This window comes from Collimonas sp. (assembly GCF_039923675.1).
Classification (GTDB): domain Bacteria; phylum Pseudomonadota; class Gammaproteobacteria; order Burkholderiales; family Burkholderiaceae_D; genus Collimonas.
In genome coordinates this window covers 1-19,602 of record NZ_JBDTCG010000016.1, presented here as the reverse complement: position 1 = coordinate 19,602, position 19,602 = coordinate 1, and the positions used below count along the sequence as shown (strand labels likewise).

The 19,602-nt window shown below is 59.3% G+C and carries 21 protein-coding genes and 2 pseudogenes; 14 read left to right on the top strand and 9 right to left on the bottom strand.

From position 1 onward, the window contains the following. Window positions 1-29 precede the first annotated feature (29 nt). On the bottom strand, window positions 30-443 hold the full coding sequence (locus tag ABI171_RS03535; RefSeq protein WP_348091227.1) for a DUF4148 domain-containing protein: 414 nt from the start codon (window positions 441-443) through the stop codon (window positions 30-32). A gap of 600 nt (window positions 444-1,043) precedes the next feature. Between ABI171_RS03535 and ABI171_RS03530 the strand changes: the two genes are divergently transcribed. Further along, entirely contained in the window at window positions 1,044-1,661 is a 618-nt protein-coding gene (locus ABI171_RS03530; RefSeq protein ID WP_348091226.1) for a TetR/AcrR family transcriptional regulator, read from the top strand. Window positions 1,662-1,806: 145 nt separating this feature from the next. Here ABI171_RS03530 and ABI171_RS03525 read toward each other — a convergent pair whose 3' ends face one another. Together ABI171_RS03525 and ABI171_RS03520 are read right to left on the bottom strand one after the other, a co-directional pair. Continuing rightward, the gene (locus ABI171_RS03525) at window positions 1,807-2,670 is read right to left on the bottom strand and encodes a GNAT family N-acetyltransferase (protein ID WP_348091225.1); all 864 of its coding nucleotides are present in this window, start codon (window positions 2,668-2,670) and stop codon (window positions 1,807-1,809) included. Then, window positions 2,667-3,581 (bottom strand): LysR family transcriptional regulator, encoded by a 915-nt coding sequence (locus tag ABI171_RS03520; RefSeq protein ID WP_348091224.1) that lies wholly within the window; start codon window positions 3,579-3,581, stop codon window positions 2,667-2,669. Before ABI171_RS03520 ends, ABI171_RS03525 begins: the two co-directional genes overlap by 4 nt. A gap of 109 nt (window positions 3,582-3,690) precedes the next feature. Here ABI171_RS03520 and ABI171_RS03515 point away from each other — a divergent pair, with 109 nt between their 5' ends. Further along, the gene (locus ABI171_RS03515) at window positions 3,691-4,710 is read left to right on the top strand and encodes an SDR family NAD(P)-dependent oxidoreductase (protein WP_348091271.1); all 1,020 of its coding nucleotides are present in this window, start codon (window positions 3,691-3,693) and stop codon (window positions 4,708-4,710) included. A gap of 155 nt (window positions 4,711-4,865) precedes the next feature. Next, window positions 4,866-5,399 (top strand): hypothetical protein, encoded by a 534-nt coding sequence (locus tag ABI171_RS03510; protein WP_348091223.1) that lies wholly within the window; start codon window positions 4,866-4,868, stop codon window positions 5,397-5,399. Window positions 5,400-5,452: 53 nt separating this feature from the next. Here the strand turns inward: ABI171_RS03510 and ABI171_RS03505 are convergent, their stop codons facing one another. Next, window positions 5,453-6,073 (bottom strand): TetR/AcrR family transcriptional regulator, encoded by a 621-nt coding sequence (locus ABI171_RS03505; protein ID WP_348091222.1) that lies wholly within the window; start codon window positions 6,071-6,073, stop codon window positions 5,453-5,455. A 137-nt stretch (window positions 6,074-6,210) separates the two neighbouring features. On the opposite strand from ABI171_RS03505, the gene ABI171_RS03500 reads away from it, so the two are divergent. After that, window positions 6,211-6,870 (top strand): epimerase, encoded by a 660-nt coding sequence (locus ABI171_RS03500; RefSeq protein ID WP_348091221.1) that lies wholly within the window; start codon window positions 6,211-6,213, stop codon window positions 6,868-6,870. Between the two features lie 41 nt (window positions 6,871-6,911). Here ABI171_RS03500 and ABI171_RS03495 read toward each other — a convergent pair whose 3' ends face one another. Further along, a complete protein-coding gene (locus ABI171_RS03495) occupies window positions 6,912-7,535 on the bottom strand; it encodes a glutathione S-transferase family protein (protein WP_348091220.1) in 624 nt (207 codons plus the stop codon). 179 nt (window positions 7,536-7,714) lie between these two features. Between ABI171_RS03495 and ABI171_RS03490 the strand changes: the two genes are divergently transcribed. Beyond that, a complete protein-coding gene (locus tag ABI171_RS03490; protein ID WP_061935477.1) occupies window positions 7,715-7,999 on the top strand; it encodes an HU family DNA-binding protein in 285 nt (94 codons plus the stop codon). Window positions 8,000-8,078: 79 nt separating this feature from the next. Here the strand turns inward: ABI171_RS03490 and ABI171_RS03485 are convergent, their stop codons facing one another. Together ABI171_RS03485 and ABI171_RS03480 are read right to left on the bottom strand one after the other, a co-directional pair. After that, the gene (locus ABI171_RS03485) at window positions 8,079-8,933 is read right to left on the bottom strand and encodes a cysteine hydrolase (protein WP_348091219.1); all 855 of its coding nucleotides are present in this window, start codon (window positions 8,931-8,933) and stop codon (window positions 8,079-8,081) included. 62 nt (window positions 8,934-8,995) lie between these two features. Further along, on the bottom strand, window positions 8,996-9,475 hold the full coding sequence (locus ABI171_RS03480; RefSeq protein WP_348091218.1) for an HAD domain-containing protein: 480 nt from the start codon (window positions 9,473-9,475) through the stop codon (window positions 8,996-8,998). A 223-nt stretch (window positions 9,476-9,698) separates the two neighbouring features. Between ABI171_RS03480 and ABI171_RS03475 the strand changes: the two genes are divergently transcribed. Both ABI171_RS03475 and ABI171_RS03470 read left to right on the top strand, forming a co-directional pair. Next, window positions 9,699-10,694 carry an LLM class flavin-dependent oxidoreductase gene (locus tag ABI171_RS03475; RefSeq protein WP_348091217.1) on the top strand — a complete coding sequence of 332 codons (996 nt, stop codon included), beginning with the start codon at window positions 9,699-9,701 and terminating at the stop codon, window positions 10,692-10,694. Window positions 10,695-10,711: 17 nt separating this feature from the next. Further along, complete coding sequence (locus ABI171_RS03470; RefSeq protein ID WP_348091216.1) at window positions 10,712-11,632, top strand: pyridoxal-phosphate dependent enzyme; 921 nt, start codon at window positions 10,712-10,714, stop codon at window positions 11,630-11,632. Here ABI171_RS03470 and ABI171_RS03465 read toward each other — a convergent pair. Then, window positions 11,619-11,906 carry a hypothetical protein gene (locus tag ABI171_RS03465; protein WP_348091215.1) on the bottom strand — a complete coding sequence of 96 codons (288 nt, stop codon included), beginning with the start codon at window positions 11,904-11,906 and terminating at the stop codon, window positions 11,619-11,621. The genes ABI171_RS03470 and ABI171_RS03465 overlap by 14 nt on opposite strands. A gap of 112 nt (window positions 11,907-12,018) precedes the next feature. Between ABI171_RS03465 and ABI171_RS03460 the strand changes: the two genes are divergently transcribed. The 3 genes from ABI171_RS03460 (at window position 12,019) to alaC (ending at window position 15,136) form a co-directional block, all read left to right on the top strand. Continuing rightward, window positions 12,019-13,011, top strand: a complete 993-nt coding sequence (locus ABI171_RS03460; protein WP_348091214.1) for a LysR substrate-binding domain-containing protein — start codon at window positions 12,019-12,021, stop codon at window positions 13,009-13,011. 159 nt (window positions 13,012-13,170) lie between these two features. Continuing rightward, a complete protein-coding gene (locus ABI171_RS03455) occupies window positions 13,171-13,803 on the top strand; it encodes a tRNA-uridine aminocarboxypropyltransferase (RefSeq protein WP_348091213.1) in 633 nt (210 codons plus the stop codon). Between the two features lie 133 nt (window positions 13,804-13,936). Next, window positions 13,937-15,136, top strand: a complete 1,200-nt coding sequence (alaC, locus tag ABI171_RS03450) for an alanine transaminase (protein WP_348091212.1) — start codon at window positions 13,937-13,939, stop codon at window positions 15,134-15,136. Here alaC and ABI171_RS03445 read toward each other — a convergent pair. Beyond that, window positions 15,133-15,267: pseudogene (locus ABI171_RS03445) on the bottom strand (addiction module antidote protein); the annotation flags it as partial. The gene alaC and the pseudogene ABI171_RS03445 overlap by 4 nt on opposite strands. Before the next feature lie 242 nt (window positions 15,268-15,509). Between ABI171_RS03445 and tagH the strand changes: the two are divergent. The 4 genes and pseudogenes from tagH to ABI171_RS03425 form a co-directional block, all read left to right on the top strand. Beyond that, window positions 15,510-16,712, top strand: a complete 1,203-nt coding sequence (tagH, locus tag ABI171_RS03440; RefSeq protein ID WP_348091211.1) for a type VI secretion system-associated FHA domain protein TagH — start codon at window positions 15,510-15,512, stop codon at window positions 16,710-16,712. After that, window positions 16,705-17,511 (top strand): protein phosphatase 2C domain-containing protein, encoded by an 807-nt coding sequence (locus tag ABI171_RS03435; protein WP_348091210.1) that lies wholly within the window; start codon window positions 16,705-16,707, stop codon window positions 17,509-17,511. The genes tagH and ABI171_RS03435 overlap by 8 nt, the downstream gene beginning before the upstream one ends. A 59-nt stretch (window positions 17,512-17,570) precedes the next feature. Then, window positions 17,571-19,298, top strand: coding sequence for a serine/threonine-protein kinase (locus tag ABI171_RS03430; protein WP_348091209.1), 1,728 nt, complete (start codon window positions 17,571-17,573; stop codon window positions 19,296-19,298). Between the two features lie 21 nt (window positions 19,299-19,319). After that, window positions 19,320-19,602: pseudogene (locus tag ABI171_RS03425) on the top strand (hypothetical protein); the annotation flags it as partial.

Sequence of the window (19,602 nt, the reverse complement as noted above, 5' to 3'; positions counted from 1 at the left end):
CCGTGCTGGCGGGAACGGGATGCGAACGATTAGTTGCCGGAATATGCTTCAAGCGGATATTGGCCGTTGGAGAAAACCAGCTGGCCGGATGCACGTGCTTGCGCCAGTTCTGCCTTGACTTCAGCACGAGTCTTGGTGGATCCGGTGGTGGCGACGAAAACCGGATATTGCGAACCGGCGAAATCGAGTTCTCCGGCAGCGCGGGCTTTTGCCAGGTCTGCTTGTACTTCAGCACGGGTCTTGCTTGGCACGTTGCTTTGTGCGCGGGCCGGCAGGAAAGTCGGATAGTTCGAACCGGCGAAATCGAGTTCACCAGCAGCACGTGCCCTCGCCAGTTCGGACTGGACTTGGGCGCGTGTGAGCGGAGTGACGTTATCGGCTGCAAATACAGGAGCGGAAACAATTGCTGTCAGTGCCAGAGCGGCGATCAGATTGGTTTTCATGATAGTTCTTTCTTAATTTTCGAGTTGATAACAAAGTGTCAAATACAGCGGTCAACCATCGCATGTACTGACGGAGGCGATTTCTGCTCCACCGTCGGTGCTGGGCTTGAATGGATTAAATCTATCGATAGATAGACAGATGGTGGAAATAAAAAGCGTCTTGACTGCACGACGCCTTCTGCACTCCCACTTCCATCCCTTAGCCCGGGCACGTTGCGTGATCCAGTCCTGATATTGCCAAGGAGAAAATCTGGGTCGTATGCGGCTTGAATCAACGTGTCTGCAACTACTGTGAGATCAATAATAGTTATCTACTGATAGGTAGTCAAACATTATTTGCTTATAATTTAAAATAATTATCTGATACGCGACAAAATGCAGAATGTTCTTGATTGTCTACCTTTCAGTAGATAATATATGAGCGTAGCGTCTTTGTGATTTTGACTTATTTTTTAACTTCCACGCCTGAGCCAATTGTTTCTTGCCGGCTTGGGGATAAAAGACGTAGCATGGCGGGGTTTGGGGATGACAGCCTCCGGCGCCGTCTGAAATTAGTTCACCGTATGCCGGTGTCCCTATCTCTTTATAGGTAACAAAATCATGAAAACCGTCTCTCCCGTGCGTGAACAACTGCTGGAGCACACGCTGGTCCTGCTGGGCACGCGCGGCTACAACGGTTTCAGCTATCGCGACCTGGCCGAGCTGGTCGGCGTCAAGACCTCCAGCATCCATTACTATTTTCCGACCAAGGAAGACCTGGCGCTGGCTGCGGTGCAAGCCTACGCGACCAATATCGGCGACCTGATGCGCGAGATGGATATCAATGGCCCGCTTAAGGAGCAGGTCGAAAAATACCTGGCGCTGTGGCGCAAGAATCTCGGCACCGGCCGCGTCTGCCTGTGCGGCATGCTGGCCGCCGAAGCCACCAGCCTGCCGCAAAACGTATTGACCGCCTTGCAGACTTTTTACAGCATGCATGAAGCCTGGATCACCCAGCGCCTGGAACGCGCCGTGGCTGAAAAAGGCGTGAAGCTGCCGGCCACGCCTCCGGTCTATGCCATGACCATATTGGGCGCGCTGCAAAGCGGCTTGATTTCCGCCCGCCTGTTTGGCAAGCCATGCCGGCTCGATGCGGCATCGGCGATGCTGCGTTCGGCCATCACGCCGGAAAGCGGCAAACCGCAAACGGCGGAAGCCGCCACCGCTGTGCTTTCCTGACGCTATGCGCCGCACATGTCTCGGGCGTTGTGCGGCGCGGTCATTCTGAATTTCTGCCGCTGTAGCCTGACGCCAGTCTCTCGGTTTCCCGCATGACCCTGCTTGTCTTTCCCTGTCCTCCCTGACAACAACCTCTCCCTTCCGCTCATTCCAAGCGGAGCTCATGCACGATCCACCGGGGTGCATACTCTGTAAAGCCGAGCTTTAGATGCAGGCGCATGGATGCGGCGTTGGTAGCGGCGACCAGCGCGCGCATTTCGATGACTTGTTTTGACGCCAGCGCATGCGCCGCCAACTGATACAGTGTTTCGGCCAGTCCTTTGCTGCGCCATTGGTCGCGCACGCCGACGGCTTCGACGGTGCGGCCGTCAATCAGTATGAAAGCCTGGTATCGGCCGCTGTCGTCCGCCAGCACCACGCTGGCATCCTGATCCGCCGCAACCCATTCTTCACGCATGTTTTCCATATCGGGAATCGGCGAGTTCGGCACGCCTGAAAACGATTCGGCAAAGCAGCGGTGCAGTTCGCCCCAGTCGATATCGTCGAGGCGAATCCGCCGCAACCCGTCGGGCAACGCTGGCGCGGCGCTGAACGGCAAGCCCCGCGAAAAATTGACGAATTCAAACAAGGGTTGGAATCCGGCCTGGCGCAAGCCGTCGCGCTTGGCTGTTTCGCCCGCGCGCAAGCTGATCCGCAGCCGCTGCGCACCGGCTGCGCGCACTCTTTCGCTGACAATGTCTATCAATGCGGATGCCGCTTCCAGATCGGCAGCGACGAGCGGCGAACCGTAGCCGCAGCCGTCCTCGGCGATGCCCAGGGTAACCCAGCCCACGCATCCCACAGGCCGCTCACCGCGCCAGGCGATGGCGACATTCTGTCCATGCGCGCGAGCGAGCGCCACCAAATCATGTGACAGCGGGCTGCCGCTGTATGGGCGCGATTGGAAATCCCACAGGTCCTGCAGTTCGGGTAGCGCGTCCTGTAGCAGCGGACTGATGCGAAGTGTCATGACAATTGTGCGATGGCTGGATTAGTTGAAGCAATATAACTGGAAACCCCGGCAACCAGCGCATCAAAGGCAATCCGGCAGCGCGCGCTGGAACGCAAATCCTCATGCATCACGATCCAGGTTGGCAGTTCGCTCTTGACGACGCGGGCCAGCACCGGCTGCAAATCGGGGCTATGCATCGCCAGCGGCGTCTGGCACATGCCGATGCCGTAGCCGGCGCGGATCGCCGCCAGTTGCGCCAGCTGGTTGTCGGTGCGTAGCGAAAACATGTCGCGCGACAGCGGCAGGCCGTGCTTTTGCATGTTGCGGATGTAACTGGTTTCCTGGTCGAAGCCGATCAGCGCATGTTGTTTGAGATCGGCGACGCCGGCCGGCCTGCCGGCCTGCTCCAGGTAGCGGCGGTGGGCAAACAGGCCGAGCGGAATGACGCCGACCTTGCGCGCGATCAGAGCCGCCTGGCTGGGTTGCACCATGCGCACCGCGATGTCGGCGTCGCGCTGCAACAGGTCCTGGCTGCGGTTCGACAACACCAGTTCGACGATGATGTCCGGATGGGCTTCGCGCAAGGCGGTCAGGATCGGCGGCAGGATTTCGGCGCCGACCACGTCGGAGGCCGTGATGCGCACCGTGCCGCGATGGCTGGCGGCGGTCGATGCGCGCCGCAGCGCATTGGCGGTGATCCGCAGGTTTTCGGCAAACGGACGCAAGGCCAGCGCGGTATCGGTCGGCGTCAGTCCGGTTTGCGAACGGGTGAACAATTTCACGCCCAGTGCTTGCTCCAGCGCTTCTATCTGGCGGCCGATGGTGGGCTGAGTCAGCCCCAGGCTGCGGGCGCCACCGGATAAAGAGCCTTCCTCCAGCACGGCCAGGAAAGCGCGGTACAGATCCCATCCGGGCTCTTGTATAGTCATACAAATATGTATAGTAGCTATGTTGAGATAGCCAATTTTAAACTAATGTCGGCGCTGTTACTCTGGACTCCTACATTCTTTTTCAAGGAGATTCACCGTGGAACAACAAATACAGCATCAATCACAGCATCAATCGCAGCATCAATCGCAGCATCAAAAAAAAATAGCCCTGGTCCTCGGCGCCACCGGCGGCATCGGCAACGCCATGGCGCAAAAACTGCTGCAGCGCGGCTGGCAAGTGCGCGCCCTGCACCGGCGCGCCGACCAGATGGTCGCCGCCGAACGCGCCAGCGGGCGCAACAGTGGCATCGCCTGGCGCCAGGGCGACGCCATGCAGGAGGCGGACGTGATCGCCGCCGCCGATGGCGCCGCGATCATCGTCCATGCGGTCAATCCGCCGGGCTACCGCAACTGGGCCGAACTGGTCATGCCGATGATAGAAAACAGCATTGCAGCGGCACGGATTTCCGGCGCCCGCATCGTGTTGCCCGGCACTGTGTATAACTACGGCGCCGACGCCTTTCCCGATTTGCAAGAGACTTCGCCGCAAAATCCGAGTACCCGCAAAGGCGCGATCCGGGTCCGGCTTGAACAACGGCTGCGCACTGCGGCGCAGAGCGGCGTGCGCACGCTGGTGGTGCGCGCCGGCGATTTCTTCGGGCCGCACATGGCCAATTCCTGGTTTTCGCAAGGCATGCTGAAGCCGGGCCAGCCGGTGACCGCGGTCACTTATCCGGGCAAGCGCGGCATCGGCCATCAGTGGGCTTATCTGCCGGACGTGGCCGAAACCATGGTGCAACTGATCGAACGCGAAGAGGCCCTCGCCGCATTCGACAGCTTTCACATGAACGGTCACTGGGACGCCGACGGCACGCAAATGGTGGCTGCCATCGGCCGCGTCACGGGACAGGCGGCGTTGAAAGTGAAGAGTTTCCCTTGGTGGCTGCTGCCGTTGGCCGCGCCTTTCTTACCTGTGATGCGTGAGTTGCGCGAGGTCGGTTACTTGTGGCGTCAGCCTTTGCGGATGGATAACCGGCGCTTGCTCAAACTGTTGGGCGCTGAGCCCCACACCGGCTGGGATGAGGCGGTGCACAGCACGCTGGCAGGCATGGCTTGCATTAAAAAGTGATCTGCAAGCAATAATATATTTTGCTGCGATTGGTTCCCGGGAATTCATGTCGGGGGATAATGCATCTTGAACCTGATTCACAATCGGTTGCAACCGCAAGCATCTCCCCGGAGGCGACAGGCGGATGCGGCCATCAATATTGGAAGTAACGCATTTTGAACACGACAAGAACCAAGCGCTGGACCGGCAAGATGGATTCCCTGACAACCGACTATCTGAAAGATGTCATGGGCAAGATGGAAGTGTACGGCGACCGCGTACAGTTCGGACTGACCAGCCCGGGCCCGCGACCGTATTATCAGCTCACCAACAGTTCCGAAAAGAAGATGGCCTTCGACGGCAACAATCATTTGCTGCACCCGAAGGAAGACGAATTTGTCGGCGTCAACAGCACGCCGGTATTTTCCCTGGAACAGATCAAGGCAGCGATCGCCGCCGGCGGTTTCCGCTCCACCAGCGGCACGCGCAGCAGCAGCACGCGTAGCGCCGGCAGCGGCAGCCCGCGCGGTGGTTCGGTGGCAGCGAAAGCCAAGGATCTGATCGACGCCGCGCGCTATGAATATTTCAGAAGCAACCGTCAGATCATGCCGGACGGCATCGGCGAACATTCTGCGGAAATCACCGAACTGATGCTCAAAGGCAACTCGGCGGCGGATGCATTTGGTGAAGTGATCAAGCGGCATTTCTGATAAAACCGCCCTGCGGCCTGGCATCTCAGCCAGGCTGCGATCCTCTCCTGCCCTTAGTGTTTTGCGGCAACCTGGTAATACCCCAAAAACATATCCACCGCCGAATCCAGCACCTGCTGCTGCATCGCCTCCGGCAGCGGCTGCTGGTCCATCGTGACTTGCGGCCAGAACGCAAAGGTTTTCAACAAGCTCTGTAGCTGATGCGCCGCGAAAGCCGGATCGACGGCTTTCAGCCTGCCGTCAGCCTGGGCTGCGCTGATCCAGATATTGACGCCTTCTTCCCGCTGGCTTATCCGGGTGATCATGTCTTGGGTGCGCGCCGGCGAGTGGATGGCGGCGGCAATCGCTACCCGCGCCAGATTGAGAAAATTGTTATCGCTCAGCATGCGCATCTTGGATTGCATCAGCTCGTACAGCTGTTCGCGCAGCGGCCGGTCGGCGCGATAGCTGAGCGCCATCTGATCGGCGCTGGATTCCCATAGCTGGGTCAGGATTTCGGCGAACAATTCTTCCTTGCCGGGGAAGTGGTTGTAGACCGTGCGCTTGGAGACTTCGGCCCGGGCGGCGATCTTGTCCATGCTGGTGATCTCGAAGCCGTTGCTGCGGAATTCGGCGATTGCCGCCTGGATGATGGCCTCGCGTTTGCGGTCGGTGAGGCGTTGCACTGTGGCCATGATGTTGTTTCTGAGTGGTGTTTCTGAATGAGGGAGTGTTTAATTTTACACCATACAGTATACTTTTTCAAAAATAGAAACTACACTGTGCAGTGTAATAATCTCCGGATACCCGGCTATCGAGATCGGAATACACAATGAAAGTCATACTGTTTGGCGCCAGCGGTATGGTTGGCCAAGGCGTACTGCGCGAGTGCCTGCTCGATGCGGGCATCGAAAAAGTGCTGGTGATCGGCCGGGCGCCGATTGCAAATGTGCACGCGAAGTTAAGCGAAATCATCTTGCCCGATCTGGCCGTGCTGGCTAGCCATGCCGACGCCTTGCAAGGATACGACGCTTGCTTTTTCTGTCTCGGCGTTTCCTCGGCCGGCATGTCGGAAGCGCGTTATAGCAAGCTGACTTACAACCTCACGCTGGCGATCGCGAAGACGCTGGCGGCGTGCAATCCGGCCATGACCCTGACTTACGTATCCGGCGCGGGCACCGATTCCAGCGAACACGGCAGCAGCATGTGGGCCAGGGTCAAGGGACGTACCGAGAATGCCTTGCTGCGGTTGCCGGTCAGGGCGGCGTTCATGTTCCGCCCGGGTGTCATTCAGCCGATGCATGGCGTGGTCTCCAAGACCCGTTCCTACCGCCTGTTCTATTCGCTGGCCTGGCCCCTGCTGCCATTGCTGAAGCGGGTCTTCCCCAAGTACGTTACCAGCACCGAGCAAATCGGCCGGGCGATGATCAAGCTGGCGCGCCATGGCGGTCCGAGGCAGGTGCTGGAAACTGTCGACATTAATTCAATATAAACCTCGATATAAGCATCGACATACAAGTATCGATACGAGCGTCACGGCAGGCCGTTGCGGCCATGCTGCAGAAATCCAGGGCGCTGGCTGAGCCTTTCGAAATAGGCGGCGACGGCAGGATATTCCGCGTGCTGCAGCGGCGTCATCAGCCAGCGGTTGACCGACAGGCCGAGCGGGATGTCGGCCAGCGAGAAGCTGTCGCCGGCTACATAGGCCTTTGTAGTCTCCAGCTGCCGCTCAAGAATGCCGATGTGCCTGGTCCAGCCGGCCACCGATGCCGCCAGCGCGGCGGCATCGTTATACTCGGGATTTTTCCGCACCAGCGCCACAAAGGCGTAGCGCCAGGAATTGTTCAGCTCGGTCGCCTGCCAGTCCATCCATTGCTCGATCCTGGCCCGCTCGCGCGGCGTCGCCGGCAGCAACCGGCCGTCGCCGTAGGTCGCGGCCAGGTAGCGGATGATAGCGTTGGATTCCCATAAAACGAAATCGCCGTCCCGGATCACCGGCACCATAGCGTTCGGATTCAAGGCCAGATATGCAGCCGTATCGGTGGCGCGAAAGCCGCTGCCCCAGTCCTCCCGATCGAACGGCAGACCCAGCTCAGCACACGCCCATAACACTTTGCGGACATTGATGGATGACGCTTTTCCCAAAATTTTCAGCATGAGAACTCCCTTTTTTTGTCGCAAAACCGATTTTTTATGCTAAAGATACACCCCGCTGCAAACGGGATTTTAAAAGCAATTTGTCTGAAACCCGCGATTGCGGTAGTCTACATCGCCGATTCCAAGCAAATACGGTGCTAGAATTTGCAACTCACCACTTTTTTTGAGGATTTAACGAAATGAACAAAACCGAATTGATCGACGCCATTGCTACCGACTGCGAAATCTCGAAGGCCGCTGCACAGCGCGCGTTGGAGTCTGTCGTGGACAACGTGATCAAGGCTGTTACCAAAGGCAGTACTGTTCAATTGATTGGATTTGGTTCGTTCTCTTCCGGTAAGCGTGCCGCTCGCGTCGGTCGCAACCCGCGTACCGGCGAAGCAATCAAGATCGCTGCAGCCAAGACTGTGAAATTCACAGCTGGTAAAGCATTCAAAGATGCAGTGAACAAGAAGAAGAAATAATGTAACAGTCGTCATTCAGCTCGACTGAGTGCCAGCCCCTTGAATAACTTCAAGGGGCTATTATTTTATGTGGCGTCGATTAATTGCCGCGCTTCAGTTCCGCCATGACCTGCCTCGCGCTGGCGCTGCGCGCGCCCATCGCCAGCATGGCGGCGATGAAATCCCCGGCTTGCCGTTCAAAGCCGCTCACCGGGCTCATGCAATCGGTAATCAACACCAGCTTTGCCATGTTTGCGGCGCCGAAATCCGCGGCGATATGTTCCGTGGTGGCCTTGACGCAATGGCTGGAAGCTTCGCCGGCGATATAGATGCAATCCGCCCGCGCCAGGTTGTCGAGAAAATCGCGATTGGACATGGTGGCCGCATCGTCCGGGTCCGGTACTTCCGCCTGCACTGCGGAATAGTGTTCGGTCCAGGGATTGGCGCCCTTGCTGATCAGGTTGACGCTGCGCAGCGTGCTTTCTTCCCAGCGGTTATAGGCATGCCTGACATCGGCATGCACGTTCTGACCCCAGGAGCCGATCTCGCAATGCACCGGCCACACCATGAGCTGGTAACGGCCCGCGGCTTCCAGCTGGTCGAGATAATCCAGCACCCTTGGCAGCGCCTGCGGGATCCGCGGCAGATACCTGCCGGCGCGCACATCTGCGGCAGAGATCTGCGTAAAGGGAGTCACTTCGGCGTTCGCCGCACCGAGCCAAAAACCCGGATGGGCGATATCGAGCCGATGGTGGGAATCGAGCGTGACGCTGATATTGCCGATGACGTCGCCGCCGACCTTGATGATTTCCGCCACACGCAGCATGTCGGCATGGGCCCCGGACACGGCTAACGACGGCCTCGCTGCCCCCGCGCCGCCGGGCAGATAGTCGTCCGGCAAATCGCAAAAATCATTTTGCGGATCGATGATCAACAAGTGCACATTGCGCGGCATCGGCATTCCCTCTTTCTGTCAGTGGAGCGGCCGCGTTCAGTCCGGCCGAAACCACATTAGTGTCACAGCGCGGCCAGCATCTTGCGCAAGGTATCTTGCACTGCCGGTTCGGTCAGTCCCAGATTGCCCTTGGTTTCGACCAGATGGTCGCGGCAGGCGGCCGGCCAGCCGAACGCATCGTCGTCCAGCGCCAGCCAGCTGGTCGGCTTGCGCCGTTCGACATCGCGCCAGACCTGCATGCCGCGCGGCATGGTGTCGAATTCCGCCGGCGTCAGCTTGGGATGATGGAAAGTCGAGCCGATCACGCGTTCGCGCAAGGTCTCGCTGAGCTCTTGCCGCGTGTCGTCGAAGCCGAGTGCCCGCACCCAGCTGGTGGACAAGACGATCTTGATGTCGGGATGCGGCGCCAGCAATTCTTCCAGGATCGGCATCCATTCGAAGAAGTCGCGGTCCGGCGTGGCGATGTACAAGCCGCGCTTGCGATTGCGGATGACCTGGGAGTCGTGCAAAACGCCGTTATAGTCGAGGTATAAGATTTTCATGGCGATTAGTGGTTGGTTGGCCCTGTCGGGCGTGCTGCGCAAAGTTGCCATTAAAGTTGCCATTAAAGCTGCTATAGGCGCGGCCTCTGCGGGAATGGCGCTATTAGACCATCAAGTTTACTCCAAGGGAATCCGCAGCCGTCAAAAGGGCTCGTCGCCAGCAAGCTTGAAGCGCTGCGGCTATACTCGAAAGCCGCACAAACAGTCGAACAAGGAAGTACCTGTGATCCCAATTTCTATTCTGGACCTGGTCCGCATCCGGGAAGGCAGCGATGCCCGCGTCGCCCTCGATCATGCACGCGATCTGGCGCTGCATGCCGAAGGCTGGAACTATCGCCGCTTCTGGATGGCCGAGCATCACAATATGCGCGGTATCGCCAGCGCCGCCACCGCCGTGGCGATCTGCCATGTGGCGGCCGGCACCAGCAGCATCCGCGTCGGCGCCGGTGGCGTCATGCTGCCCAATCATTCGCCGCTGGTGATTGCCGAGCAGTTCGGCACGCTGGCTTCGCTGTTCCCGGGACGCATCGATCTAGGCCTGGGCCGTGCGCCCGGCACCGACCAGGTCACCACCCGCGCGTTGCGGCGCGATCCGGCCAGCGCCGAATCGTTTCCGCAAGACGTGCTGGAACTGCAGGCTTTCCTGGCGCCGGCCGAGACCGGCCAGCGCATCGTCGCCGTGCCCGGCCACGGCACCAATGTACCGTTGTGGATACTGGGATCGAGCACTTTCGGCGCGCAACTGGCGGCCGAGCTTGGCTTGCCGTATGCCTTCGCTTCGCATTTCGCGCCGAATTCGCTGGAAATGGCGCTGCAGATGTATCGCGCGCGCTTCAAGCCTTCCAAACAGGAGTCCAAGTCGCATGCCATGGTCGGGGTCAACATCATCGCCGCCGATACCGACGCCGAAGCGCGCCGCCTGGCCACCACCCAGCAAATGTCGTTTACCGACATGCACCGCGGCGTGCGCGGCCTCAGCAAGCCGCCCATCGACGATATCGAAACCTACTGGTCGCCGCTGGAAAAGGCCCAGGCTTCGCACATGCTGGCGCACTCGATCATCGGTTCGCCCGAGACCGTGCGTGAGGGAATCGAACGCTTCCTGCTGCTGACCGGCGCCGATGAATTGATGATTGTCTCCGATGTGTTCGAGCACAAGGCGCGCCTGCATTCCTACGAAATCATCGCCGATGTGGCGCGCAGCGTCGAACGCATCTGACCGGCTTGTCTTGCCGGATGCAATTCCCCAATTCACCCTTGCCCTCGCCCTGCCAGCTCATTGAAAGCACAGCTTTCCTCGGCCGCAAGGTGTGGGTGAAGCGCGACGATCTGCTACATGGCGAGGTCTCGGGGAATAAATTCCGCAAGCTCAAATATCCGCTGCTGGCGCTGCAAGAACAACATCCAAGCCTGGTGACCATGGGCGGCCCCTGGTCGAACCATTTGCATGCGCTGGCTAACGTCGCCGCCATGAACGGCTGGCAGAGCACCGGACTGGTGCGCGGCGCATCCGGCGTGAGCAGCGCCACGCTGGATGATTGCCGCCGTCTGGGCATGCAGATCCGGTTCGTATCGCGCGAGGACTATCGCCAGTTGCGTGAGGATGCGCAAGCCTGGCGGCAGCATGTCGATGGCGCGGATGGCAGCCAGGTCTGGCTGCCGGAAGGCGGCAGTTCGCCGGCGGCGTTGCGTGGCGTGGCGGAGCTGGTGGATGAAATCGAAACTGCGCTGCAATCCATTCCCGAAGTCATCATGGTCGCCTGCGGAACCGGCGCCACGCTTGCCGGAATATTGGCGGGTTTGCGTGGCCGCAGCCGTGTGATCGGCGTCGCCGTGCTGAAAAATGCCGAGTATCTGCAGCAGGAGATTGCGGATCTATTGCAGCAAGCCGGTTATCCCGACTACCGGAATTACCAGCTGATTACCGATGCCCATCACGGCGGCTACGGCAAGGCGCCGCCCGAATTGCTGCAATTCTGCCGCGATTTCACGCAACAACTGGATGTGCCCATAGAACCGGTCTACACCGGCAAGTTATTCCACGCACTCAGAAAGCTGCAGCAAGCGCATGTATTCAACGAGGAAGAACGTGTGCTTGCGGTACATACCGGCGGCATGCAGGGAGCACGCGGATTTGCCGCGCTCAATAGTCGTTAGTCCGGCGTGTATCTTCGCGTAGCGGCATTGAATCGAGATAACCGATATCGCGCAGCACATGATCGCTAAGTTCATGCAGGCTGGTCAGTGGCCGGGCGGCCGGCGTTTCCAGCCGCTGGGCGCACCAGCCGGCAAGCAGCCGCAAGAATGACGACAGGGTTGGCAGCAGGTTGTGTAACCGCGGGCCCGACACTCGCTGCGAGCGCGTCAGTGCGACGAGGGACGGACCAGGTAATGCAGTGGCAGTTTGGCAAGATGTCGATGCGCAGTTCATGGCAGGCTCACAGGTGAATTGACGGGTTTTCCAAAAGCAATTTCGATACTGGTAAGAATAGCCAACCAAACGTACTTAGGGAAACGACTTGTTCTAACCATCTTGGTCAGCTATGCTTACCACCATGAGCCGACTCCCACTCCATACCCTGCCAGTCTTCCGCAGCGCCGCCCGGCTACAGAATCTGCGCGCCACCGCCGTCGAAATGCACCTGACCCACAGCGCCGTCAGCCAGCAGATCGGCGTGCTGGAACAGCAGCTTGGTTTCGCGCTGTTCGAGCGGCGCGGCCGCCGCATCGTCCTTAACGAAGCTGGCCACGCCTTCCTGTGTAGCGTCGAGTCGGCGCTGGCCCAGCTCGATGCCGGGGTGCAGGCCGCCGCCGCCACTGCGATTGGCACCTCGCAGCGCTTGCGGCTGACCGTGATGCCCTCTTTTCTGCAACGCTGGCTGTTGCCGCGCATGCAGCGCTGGCGCGAGCGTCATCCCGATATCGCGCTGGAACTGCATTCTTCGCAACACGTGATGGATTTGCAGCGCGACGGTTTTCACGCGGCCCTGCGCCAAGGCAAAGGCGGTTGGCCAGGCTTGAGCGACGAACGCCTGATCGACAGTCCGCTGGTGGTGGTGGCGTCTCCCGGGACGGCGCGTCGCTTGCAAGGCGGCAGCGCTGCTGCGTTGGCGGACGAGCCGCTGCTGGGCAGTGCAGAATCCTGGGACCAGTGGTTCAGCGAAGCCGGACTGGCGTTGCGCAGCAATCCGGTCGCCACCTTCAACGACGCCGGCCTGATGCTGCAAGCGGCCGAACAAGGCTTGGGCATTGCGCTAGGGCGTGAATTCATGGTGGCCGACGCCTTGCGTGACGGCCTCCTGGTGCAGCTGTCTGAACAGCGGCTGGCGCCGCATGCCGATTACGCTTCTTACTTCCTGGTGTACCCGCCCGCCCTGCGCAACTGGGCGCCGCTGCAAGCCTTGCGTTGCTGGCTGCATGACGAGGTGTGCGATTTGCAGGAAAACATGACGCCGGCGGCGTCGGTTATTGTGCCGGTCGATGTGGCTCCTAAAAAAGCATCGGCGCGAATTAAAGCTGTAAAGCCGAAACCCTAGCGCCAACGCAGACGCAGCGAGTTCACCGTTTGCTATCAGGCGTATCTACGGCCGAATTTCTTGCTAGAGATGGTTTCCGCAAATCTCATGTGTTGAGGGAAGTGATTCGCGAATGGCAAGCGGTGGTTAGAATGACGGCTGGAACCGTTTTTTCACGCCATGACCGATTCTATCAAACGCCTCATTTGTCCCAGATGCCAACGCCCGCAGCGGACCTGCATCTGCGGCTTCATTACGCCTACGCCGCATGCGGTGGAAGTGCTGATCCTGCAGCACCCGCTGGAAGTGCATCAGGCAAAAGGCAGCGTGCGCCTGCTCAATCTGAGTCTGCCGCATAGCGAGGTGATGGTCGGTGAGGTGTTTGCCGAACCGCTGTTGCGGCAGCGGCTCGCGCAGGGCGGAAAATTATCGGTCCTGCTTTATCCGGACAGTCCTGAAGATGAGGGTCTCAAGCTGTCGACGTTACCGGTCCTGGACGCTGCGTTGCTGCGTCAGCTCGCAGGATTGCGCCTGGTTGTCCTGGATGGCACCTGGCGCAAAAGCCGGAAAATGCTGTACCTCAATCCGCTGTTGCAGCAACTGCCGCGGCTGGCGTTGCGAGACATGCCGGCCTCGCAATATCTGATCCGCAAGGCCCATGTGCCGGGCCAGCTTTCTACGCTGGAGGCGACTTGCCATGCATTGATGTTGTTGGAAAATGACCAGGAAAAATATCGGCCCTTGCTCAAGGCGTTTGATCTTTTTGTCGCGCGGCAAATGGCTTGCCGCCCGGATCAACCGGGGTCGTGTTAGTTTTTCACAGATTCAGTATTACGGTATTGCGTAGTCGCCGGATGTCCAATAGAATCATTTCCGGAGCATGCCTTAGGGCACACAAAGTTCCAACGTCGCTCGGACGGTTCCGGGCGCTAACGTGAAAGAAAACATGTCTGAATCCCAAACTCCGCGCAAATTTGCGCGCATCGAACGTCTGCCCCCCTACGTTTTTAACATCACCGCCGAACTGAAGATGGCGGCGCGCCGCCGTGGCGAAGATATCGTCGATATGTCGATGGGCAATCCGGACGGCGCCACGCCGCCGCACATTGTCGAAAAACTGATCGAGGTGTCGCAACGTCCTGACACCCACGGCTATTCGGCTTCCAAGGGGATTCCCAGGTTGCGGCGCGCGATCGCTCACTGGTACAAGAAACGCTACGACGTCGAGTTTAATCCGGATACCGAGGCAATCGTCACCATCGGTTCCAAGGAAGGCCTGGCGCACCTGATGCTGGCGACCCTGGACCGCGGCGATACGGTGCTGGTGCCGAACCCGAGCTACCCGATCCACATCTACGGCGCGGTGATTGCCGGCGCCGATATCCGCTCGGTGCGGATGAGCCCGGGCGTCGATTTCTTCGCCGAGCTGGAACGGGCGATACGCGAAAGTTATCCGAAGCCGAAAATGATGGTGCTGGGTTTCCCCTCCAACCCGACCGCGCAATGCGTCGAGCTGGAATTTTTCGAGCGCGTGGTCAAGCTGGCGAAAGAGCACAACATTCTGGTGGTGCACGATCTGGCGTATGCCGACATCGTTTTCGACGGCTGGCAAGCGCCGTCGATCATGCAAGTACCTGGCGCGCGTGATGTCGCAGTGGAGTTTTTCACGCTGTCGAAGAGCTACAACATGGCTGGCTGGCGCATCGGTTTCATGGTCGGCAACAAGGAGCTGGTGGCGGCGCTGGCGCGCATCAAGAGCTATCACGACTACGGCAGTTTCACGCCGGTGCAGGTGGCGGCGATCGCGGCGCTGGAAGGCGACCAGCAATGCGTCAAGGATATTTGCGCCAAGTACCAGAGCCGGCGCGATGTGCTGGCCAAGGGCTTGCACGAAGCCGGATGGATGGTCGATATTCCCAAGGCTTCGATGTACATCTGGGCGCGCATACCGGAGCCGTACCGGCATCTGGGATCGCTGGAGTTTGCCAAGCAGTTGCTGGAAAAAGCCAAGGTGTGCGTCTCGCCTGGCATCGGTTTCGGTGAGTACGGCGACGAGTATGTACGCTTTGCCTTGATTGAAAACGAAGCCCGTATCCGACAGGCGATCCGTGGCATCAAGACCATGTTGCGCGCGCCGAAGGCTTAACTGCCACCGGTCGTCAGCCGCGTGGCGGAGAGACTGCTCAATGCCGGATTGCCGGCCGGCGACAGGATACGGTAACGCCGGGTCGGATTCGGCGCTGCCGTTTCCGCTACGGTTTGCATGCCGCCAAACGCGAAACCTTTTTTACAACGGACTAACAGCTGACACAAAACGTCACCAAGGTTGACAAGAGAGGGCAGTTTTGCAGGTGGGAATCCCGTCAATTACCAGGTTTTTCGGGCTTCTCAGGTCGATTTTCCGCCGCATTTCTTGGGCATGGAACTTGCTGCCAAGCAAACAACGATGGACACACAACATTTGCGCAAAATTCCGCGTGTTTGCACTGTGTCAGCAAAATCAAGCCTGGAACATATCGATGATCAAAATTAGTGTTATTTCTTACAACAACGTCGCCCCCGAGTTGCCGTTGTCGGCGGTGTTCGGCCGTGAGCCGAAAACCCTGGGCCGCAGCGACGAGAATTACTTCGTGCTGGCGGATCCGCGCAATCTGGTGTCGCGCACGCAGGCCGAAATCAAAAGCGATGGCATCCGCCAGACCATCACCAACCTCAGCCGCGCCAATCCGATCTTGCTGAACGGCCGCGAGATCGATGCCGAATGTGAATACGATTTGCAGATCGGCGATGAATTGCAGATTGGACTGTACTTGCTGCGTGCTGAAGCCCAGCTCAATTTAATGAAAGATAATCTCGACATGAGCTCGACCAATCCGGTGCGCCGAGTCAATGCCGGCAAGCCATTGCTTAGCGTATCCGAGACGCGTATGGCGGCGCTGGCGCAGCTGAACCTGGAGCTGGCGGCCACCGCCAATGCGGCGTTGCCGACTTCCCCCGCTGCTGCGGCTGCGGTAGCGCGCTCGGCAAACCTGGCTAACCAGGCGCCGGCCAGCCATGCGCTTTCCGCGTCGAATCAAGCCGATGACAGCCAGCCGCATACAGAGCCGGCCGCATCCAGCGATGCGCTGGTGCAGGCATTCATGAAAGGCGCCGGCCTGCCTCCTGACACACTGGCGCCGAATCTGACGCCGGAATTTATGGAAACAGTCGGCAAGTTGCTGGCGATTGCCGTGCAGGGCACGATCGATTTGAATGCGTCGCGGGCGCTGGTAAAGCGCGAAGCCCATGCCGATGTCACCAAGGTGGTGGTGAGGAACAACAATCCGCTGAAATTTTTCCCGGACAGCCAGACCGTGCTGATCCAGATGCTGCGCAAGAAAATGCCGGGTTTCATGAGCGCCACCGAAGCCATGCAGGATGCTTACGAAGATTTGCATGTGCATCAGCTCGGCGTGGTGGCCGGCGTGCGCGCCAGCATGAACGAGGTATTGCAACGCTTCAATCCGGAAGTCATGGAGAAGCGCTCGAAAAAAGGCGGCGTGCTGGATGCGCTGTTGCCGGGAACGCGCAAAGCCAAGCTATGGGACGCCTATGTCGTGCGCTATCAGCGCATCATCGTGGAATCGGCGCAGGACGATTTCCAGACCTTGTTCGGCAAGTCGTTTTTACAAGCCTATGAACGAAAAATCGAGAAAATGAAGAAAGTCATTCAGCATGCCTGAATCGTCGCTGCTCAGCGACACTGCGGTACCGGTGGTGTTGAGCCTGGCGCAGCTGAGTCATGCGGGCGGGCGGCAAGTCAACCAGGATTCCTGGGGTAGCGCGCAGCAGGACGACCTCACCTGCATCATCGTTTCCGACGGCGTCGGCGGCGAATACGGTGGCGAAATTGCTTCGAATGTGGTGGTGCATTCGATCATGGAAATGTTTGTCGAAGAAGCCTCCTTCGGACCGCGCGCGCTGCAATCCTATGTCGATCACGCCGTCGCGCAACTGTACCGGCGGCAGGCGCAGATTCCGCGTCTGAAAGACATGAGTGCGACAGTGGCGACGCTGCTGATCGACCAAAAGAACCGCTGCGCCCTGTGGGCGCACATGGGCGACACCCGGATCTACCAGTTCCGCCACGGCCGGCTGCTGAGCTACACCAAGGATCACAGCCTGATCCAGCAATTCGTCGATGCCGGCCATTGCTCGCCTGAACAGCTGCGCCGCCATCCGCGCCGCAGCATCCTGAGCGCGGCTGCCGGCGTGGAAGGCAGCGCGCCGGCGGAAGTCACCCGGCATGCGGTCCAGATACAAGACGGCGATGCCTTCCTGATCTGCACCGATGGTTTCTGGGAGTGGATCAGCGAAGCGGAAATGGTGCGGGCGGCGACCCAGGCCGGTTCTGCCCAGGACTGGCTCACCATCATGCACGCGGTTGTAGAACAGAATGGCCGAGCTTCCAGCGTACCGCTGGATAACTGCACGGCGTTCACGATTTACGTCAGCGATCCACAAGCCGCAAGCGGTAACTAGCAAATAGAGACGTGTGGTAACACGCCGAATAATATGACTAACGTCGCATCCAACTGAACATGCAAAACGCCAAATCGGTTGACCCGCAAGAACCATCGGCAACGGCTGCAGAGAACTGCCTGCCGAAAGGCACGCGCCTGGCCGACTTTGAAATCATCGGCGTGATCGGTGAAGGCGGCTTCGGGATTGTCTACTTTGCCTTTGACCGCTCGCTGCGGCGCATGGTCGCCATCAAGGAATACATGCCGGGGGCATTCGCCGGGCGCGGACCGGACAAGAAAGTGATCGTGCGCTCGCAGCGTCATCGCGAAACCTTTACCATCGGCCTCAAGAGCTTCATCAAGGAAGCGCGCCTGCTGGCGCAGTTCGACCATCCGGCGCTGATCAAGGTGTACCGTTTCTGGGAACAGAACAATACCGCTTACATGGCGATGCGTTACTACGAAGGCCGCACGCTCAAGAGCGTGGTGCAGAACTCGCCAGCGCAGATTACAGAAGCCTGGCTGAAAAGCATGCTGAAGCCGATGCTGGAAGCGCTGGCAGCCATGTACCGGGTGCAGATCCTGCATCGCGATATTTCGCCAGACAACATCATGATCCAGAAAAGCGGTGAAGCGGTGCTGCTGGATTTCGGCGCGGCGCGCCAGATTATCGGCGACATGACGCATTCGCTGACGGTGATCCTGAAGCCGGGCTATGCGCCGATCGAGCAGTACGCCGATGACGCCATGATGAAGCAAGGGCCATGGACCGATATCTATTCGCTGTCGGCGGTGATCTATTTCGCCATCGTCAAGATCGCGCCGCCGACTTCCGTGGCGCGCATGATCAAGGACCCGATCGAAATTCTGCAAAGCGGCCAGCACGCCGGTTTCAGCAAGGAGTTCCTGGCGGCGATCGACAAGGGGCTGGCGGTCAAGCCGGACGAGCGGCCGCAATCGATCGAGGAATTCCGCAAGCTGCTCGACCTGGAACTGTCGGTGCCGATGCCGATGCCCGACAATGACGCCTTGCCGCCCGCCATATCCGGCCCCGGCAAACGCAAAGCGAAAATCGTCTCGGACGTTGTCCCCGGCAAGTACATGGCAGATGGCCATGCGGTGAAGCCAGCCGTCAACGTGATGGAACGGCCGTTGCGCGCGCCGTCCTTATGGATTGCCGGTGCGGTTTGCGTGGTGGTGGCCGGCGCCTATTGGTGGCTTAAGCCGGCGCACCCGCAGATGCCTGAGGCGCCTCTGGTTGCGTCCCGCACGCTGGCGCTGCCGGCAACTGCCGTACCGAAGCCGGCGCCGAGCAGCGCGGCGGCCGGGGAGCAAGTCCTCGACGAAGAAACCATCAGCTGGGAAACCTTGAAGGAGCTGAAAAACGTCACGCCGCAGCAGGTTACCGCTTTCCTGCAGAAATATCCGGGCAGCAAGCACGCGGAAGCGGCCCGCGCCCGGCTGGCGGAATTGCAAGGAAAGGGCCTGGCCGATGTGCCGGCCAAGCCGGCAGAGGCGAAAGGTACGGAGATGAAAACGGCGGAGGCAGGGCCTGCCGAAGTGAAGCCGGTCGAGGTGAAAGCGCTTGAAACCACCGGCGTAGTGACGCTGACGATCAAGCCCTGGGGTAATGTCGTGGTCGATGGCAACCTGAAGGGCGCCAGTCCGCCATTGAAGAAACTGGTCCTGGCGGAAGGCAAGCACCAGATCAAGCTGGTTAACCCCAGTTTCCCTGACCGTGTCTTTGAAATTGACGTCAATCAGAAAAAATCGCGTAGTATCGACTACGATTTTTCTTCTCACTAACAATTTCGTCAAGAGCGTTGAATGACCATATCTTTGAATACACCTTTTTACCGTATCGGCAGCGTCGCCATGATGGCCGCGCTGCTGGTGCTGGCCGGTTGCGACAACATGGATACGGCGCAGAAAAGCGCAGCGCCGGCGGCGACGCCAGGTGCGGCAGCGGCGGTTGCAACAGTGGTGGCGCCTGAGCCGCCGGCGCCACCTGCGGCCTTGAGTGACGGCATTGCCTTGTATAACAAGGGCAGCTATAGCGCTGCTGTGAAGCGCCTCGCCAATGCGCCGGAAATCTGGTCGGCTGAGATTG

What these genes read in the sequence shown, in the direction of transcription:
- ABI171_RS03535 (WP_348091227.1), bottom strand. Translation starts at nt 443, where the DNA reads ATGAAAACCAATCTGATCGCCGCTCTGGCACTGACAGCAATTGTTTCC.
- ABI171_RS03530 (WP_348091226.1), top strand. Translation starts at nt 1,044, where the DNA reads ATGAAAACCGTCTCTCCCGTGCGTGAACAACTGCTGGAGCACACGCTG.
- ABI171_RS03525 (WP_348091225.1), bottom strand. Translation starts at nt 2,670, where the DNA reads ATGACACTTCGCATCAGTCCGCTGCTACAGGACGCGCTACCCGAACTG.
- ABI171_RS03520 (WP_348091224.1), bottom strand. Translation starts at nt 3,581, where the DNA reads ATGACTATACAAGAGCCCGGATGGGATCTGTACCGCGCTTTCCTGGCC.
- ABI171_RS03505 (WP_348091222.1), bottom strand. Translation starts at nt 6,073, where the DNA reads ATGGCCACAGTGCAACGCCTCACCGACCGCAAACGCGAGGCCATCATC.
- ABI171_RS03500 (WP_348091221.1), top strand. Translation starts at nt 6,211, where the DNA reads ATGAAAGTCATACTGTTTGGCGCCAGCGGTATGGTTGGCCAAGGCGTA.
- ABI171_RS03495 (WP_348091220.1), bottom strand. Translation starts at nt 7,535, where the DNA reads ATGCTGAAAATTTTGGGAAAAGCGTCATCCATCAATGTCCGCAAAGTG.
- ABI171_RS03490 (WP_061935477.1), top strand. Translation starts at nt 7,715, where the DNA reads ATGAACAAAACCGAATTGATCGACGCCATTGCTACCGACTGCGAAATC.
- ABI171_RS03485 (WP_348091219.1), bottom strand. Translation starts at nt 8,933, where the DNA reads ATGCCGCGCAATGTGCACTTGTTGATCATCGATCCGCAAAATGATTTT.
- ABI171_RS03480 (WP_348091218.1), bottom strand. Translation starts at nt 9,475, where the DNA reads ATGAAAATCTTATACCTCGACTATAACGGCGTTTTGCACGACTCCCAG.
- ABI171_RS03470 (WP_348091216.1), top strand. Translation starts at nt 10,712, where the DNA reads ATGCAATTCCCCAATTCACCCTTGCCCTCGCCCTGCCAGCTCATTGAA.
- ABI171_RS03465 (WP_348091215.1), bottom strand. Translation starts at nt 11,906, where the DNA reads ATGAACTGCGCATCGACATCTTGCCAAACTGCCACTGCATTACCTGGT.
- ABI171_RS03460 (WP_348091214.1), top strand. Translation starts at nt 12,019, where the DNA reads ATGCTTACCACCATGAGCCGACTCCCACTCCATACCCTGCCAGTCTTC.
- ABI171_RS03455 (WP_348091213.1), top strand. Translation starts at nt 13,171, where the DNA reads ATGACCGATTCTATCAAACGCCTCATTTGTCCCAGATGCCAACGCCCG.
- alaC (WP_348091212.1), top strand. Translation starts at nt 13,937, where the DNA reads ATGTCTGAATCCCAAACTCCGCGCAAATTTGCGCGCATCGAACGTCTG.
- tagH (WP_348091211.1), top strand. Translation starts at nt 15,510, where the DNA reads ATGATCAAAATTAGTGTTATTTCTTACAACAACGTCGCCCCCGAGTTG.
- ABI171_RS03435 (WP_348091210.1), top strand. Translation starts at nt 16,705, where the DNA reads ATGCCTGAATCGTCGCTGCTCAGCGACACTGCGGTACCGGTGGTGTTG.
- ABI171_RS03430 (WP_348091209.1), top strand. Translation starts at nt 17,571, where the DNA reads ATGCAAAACGCCAAATCGGTTGACCCGCAAGAACCATCGGCAACGGCT.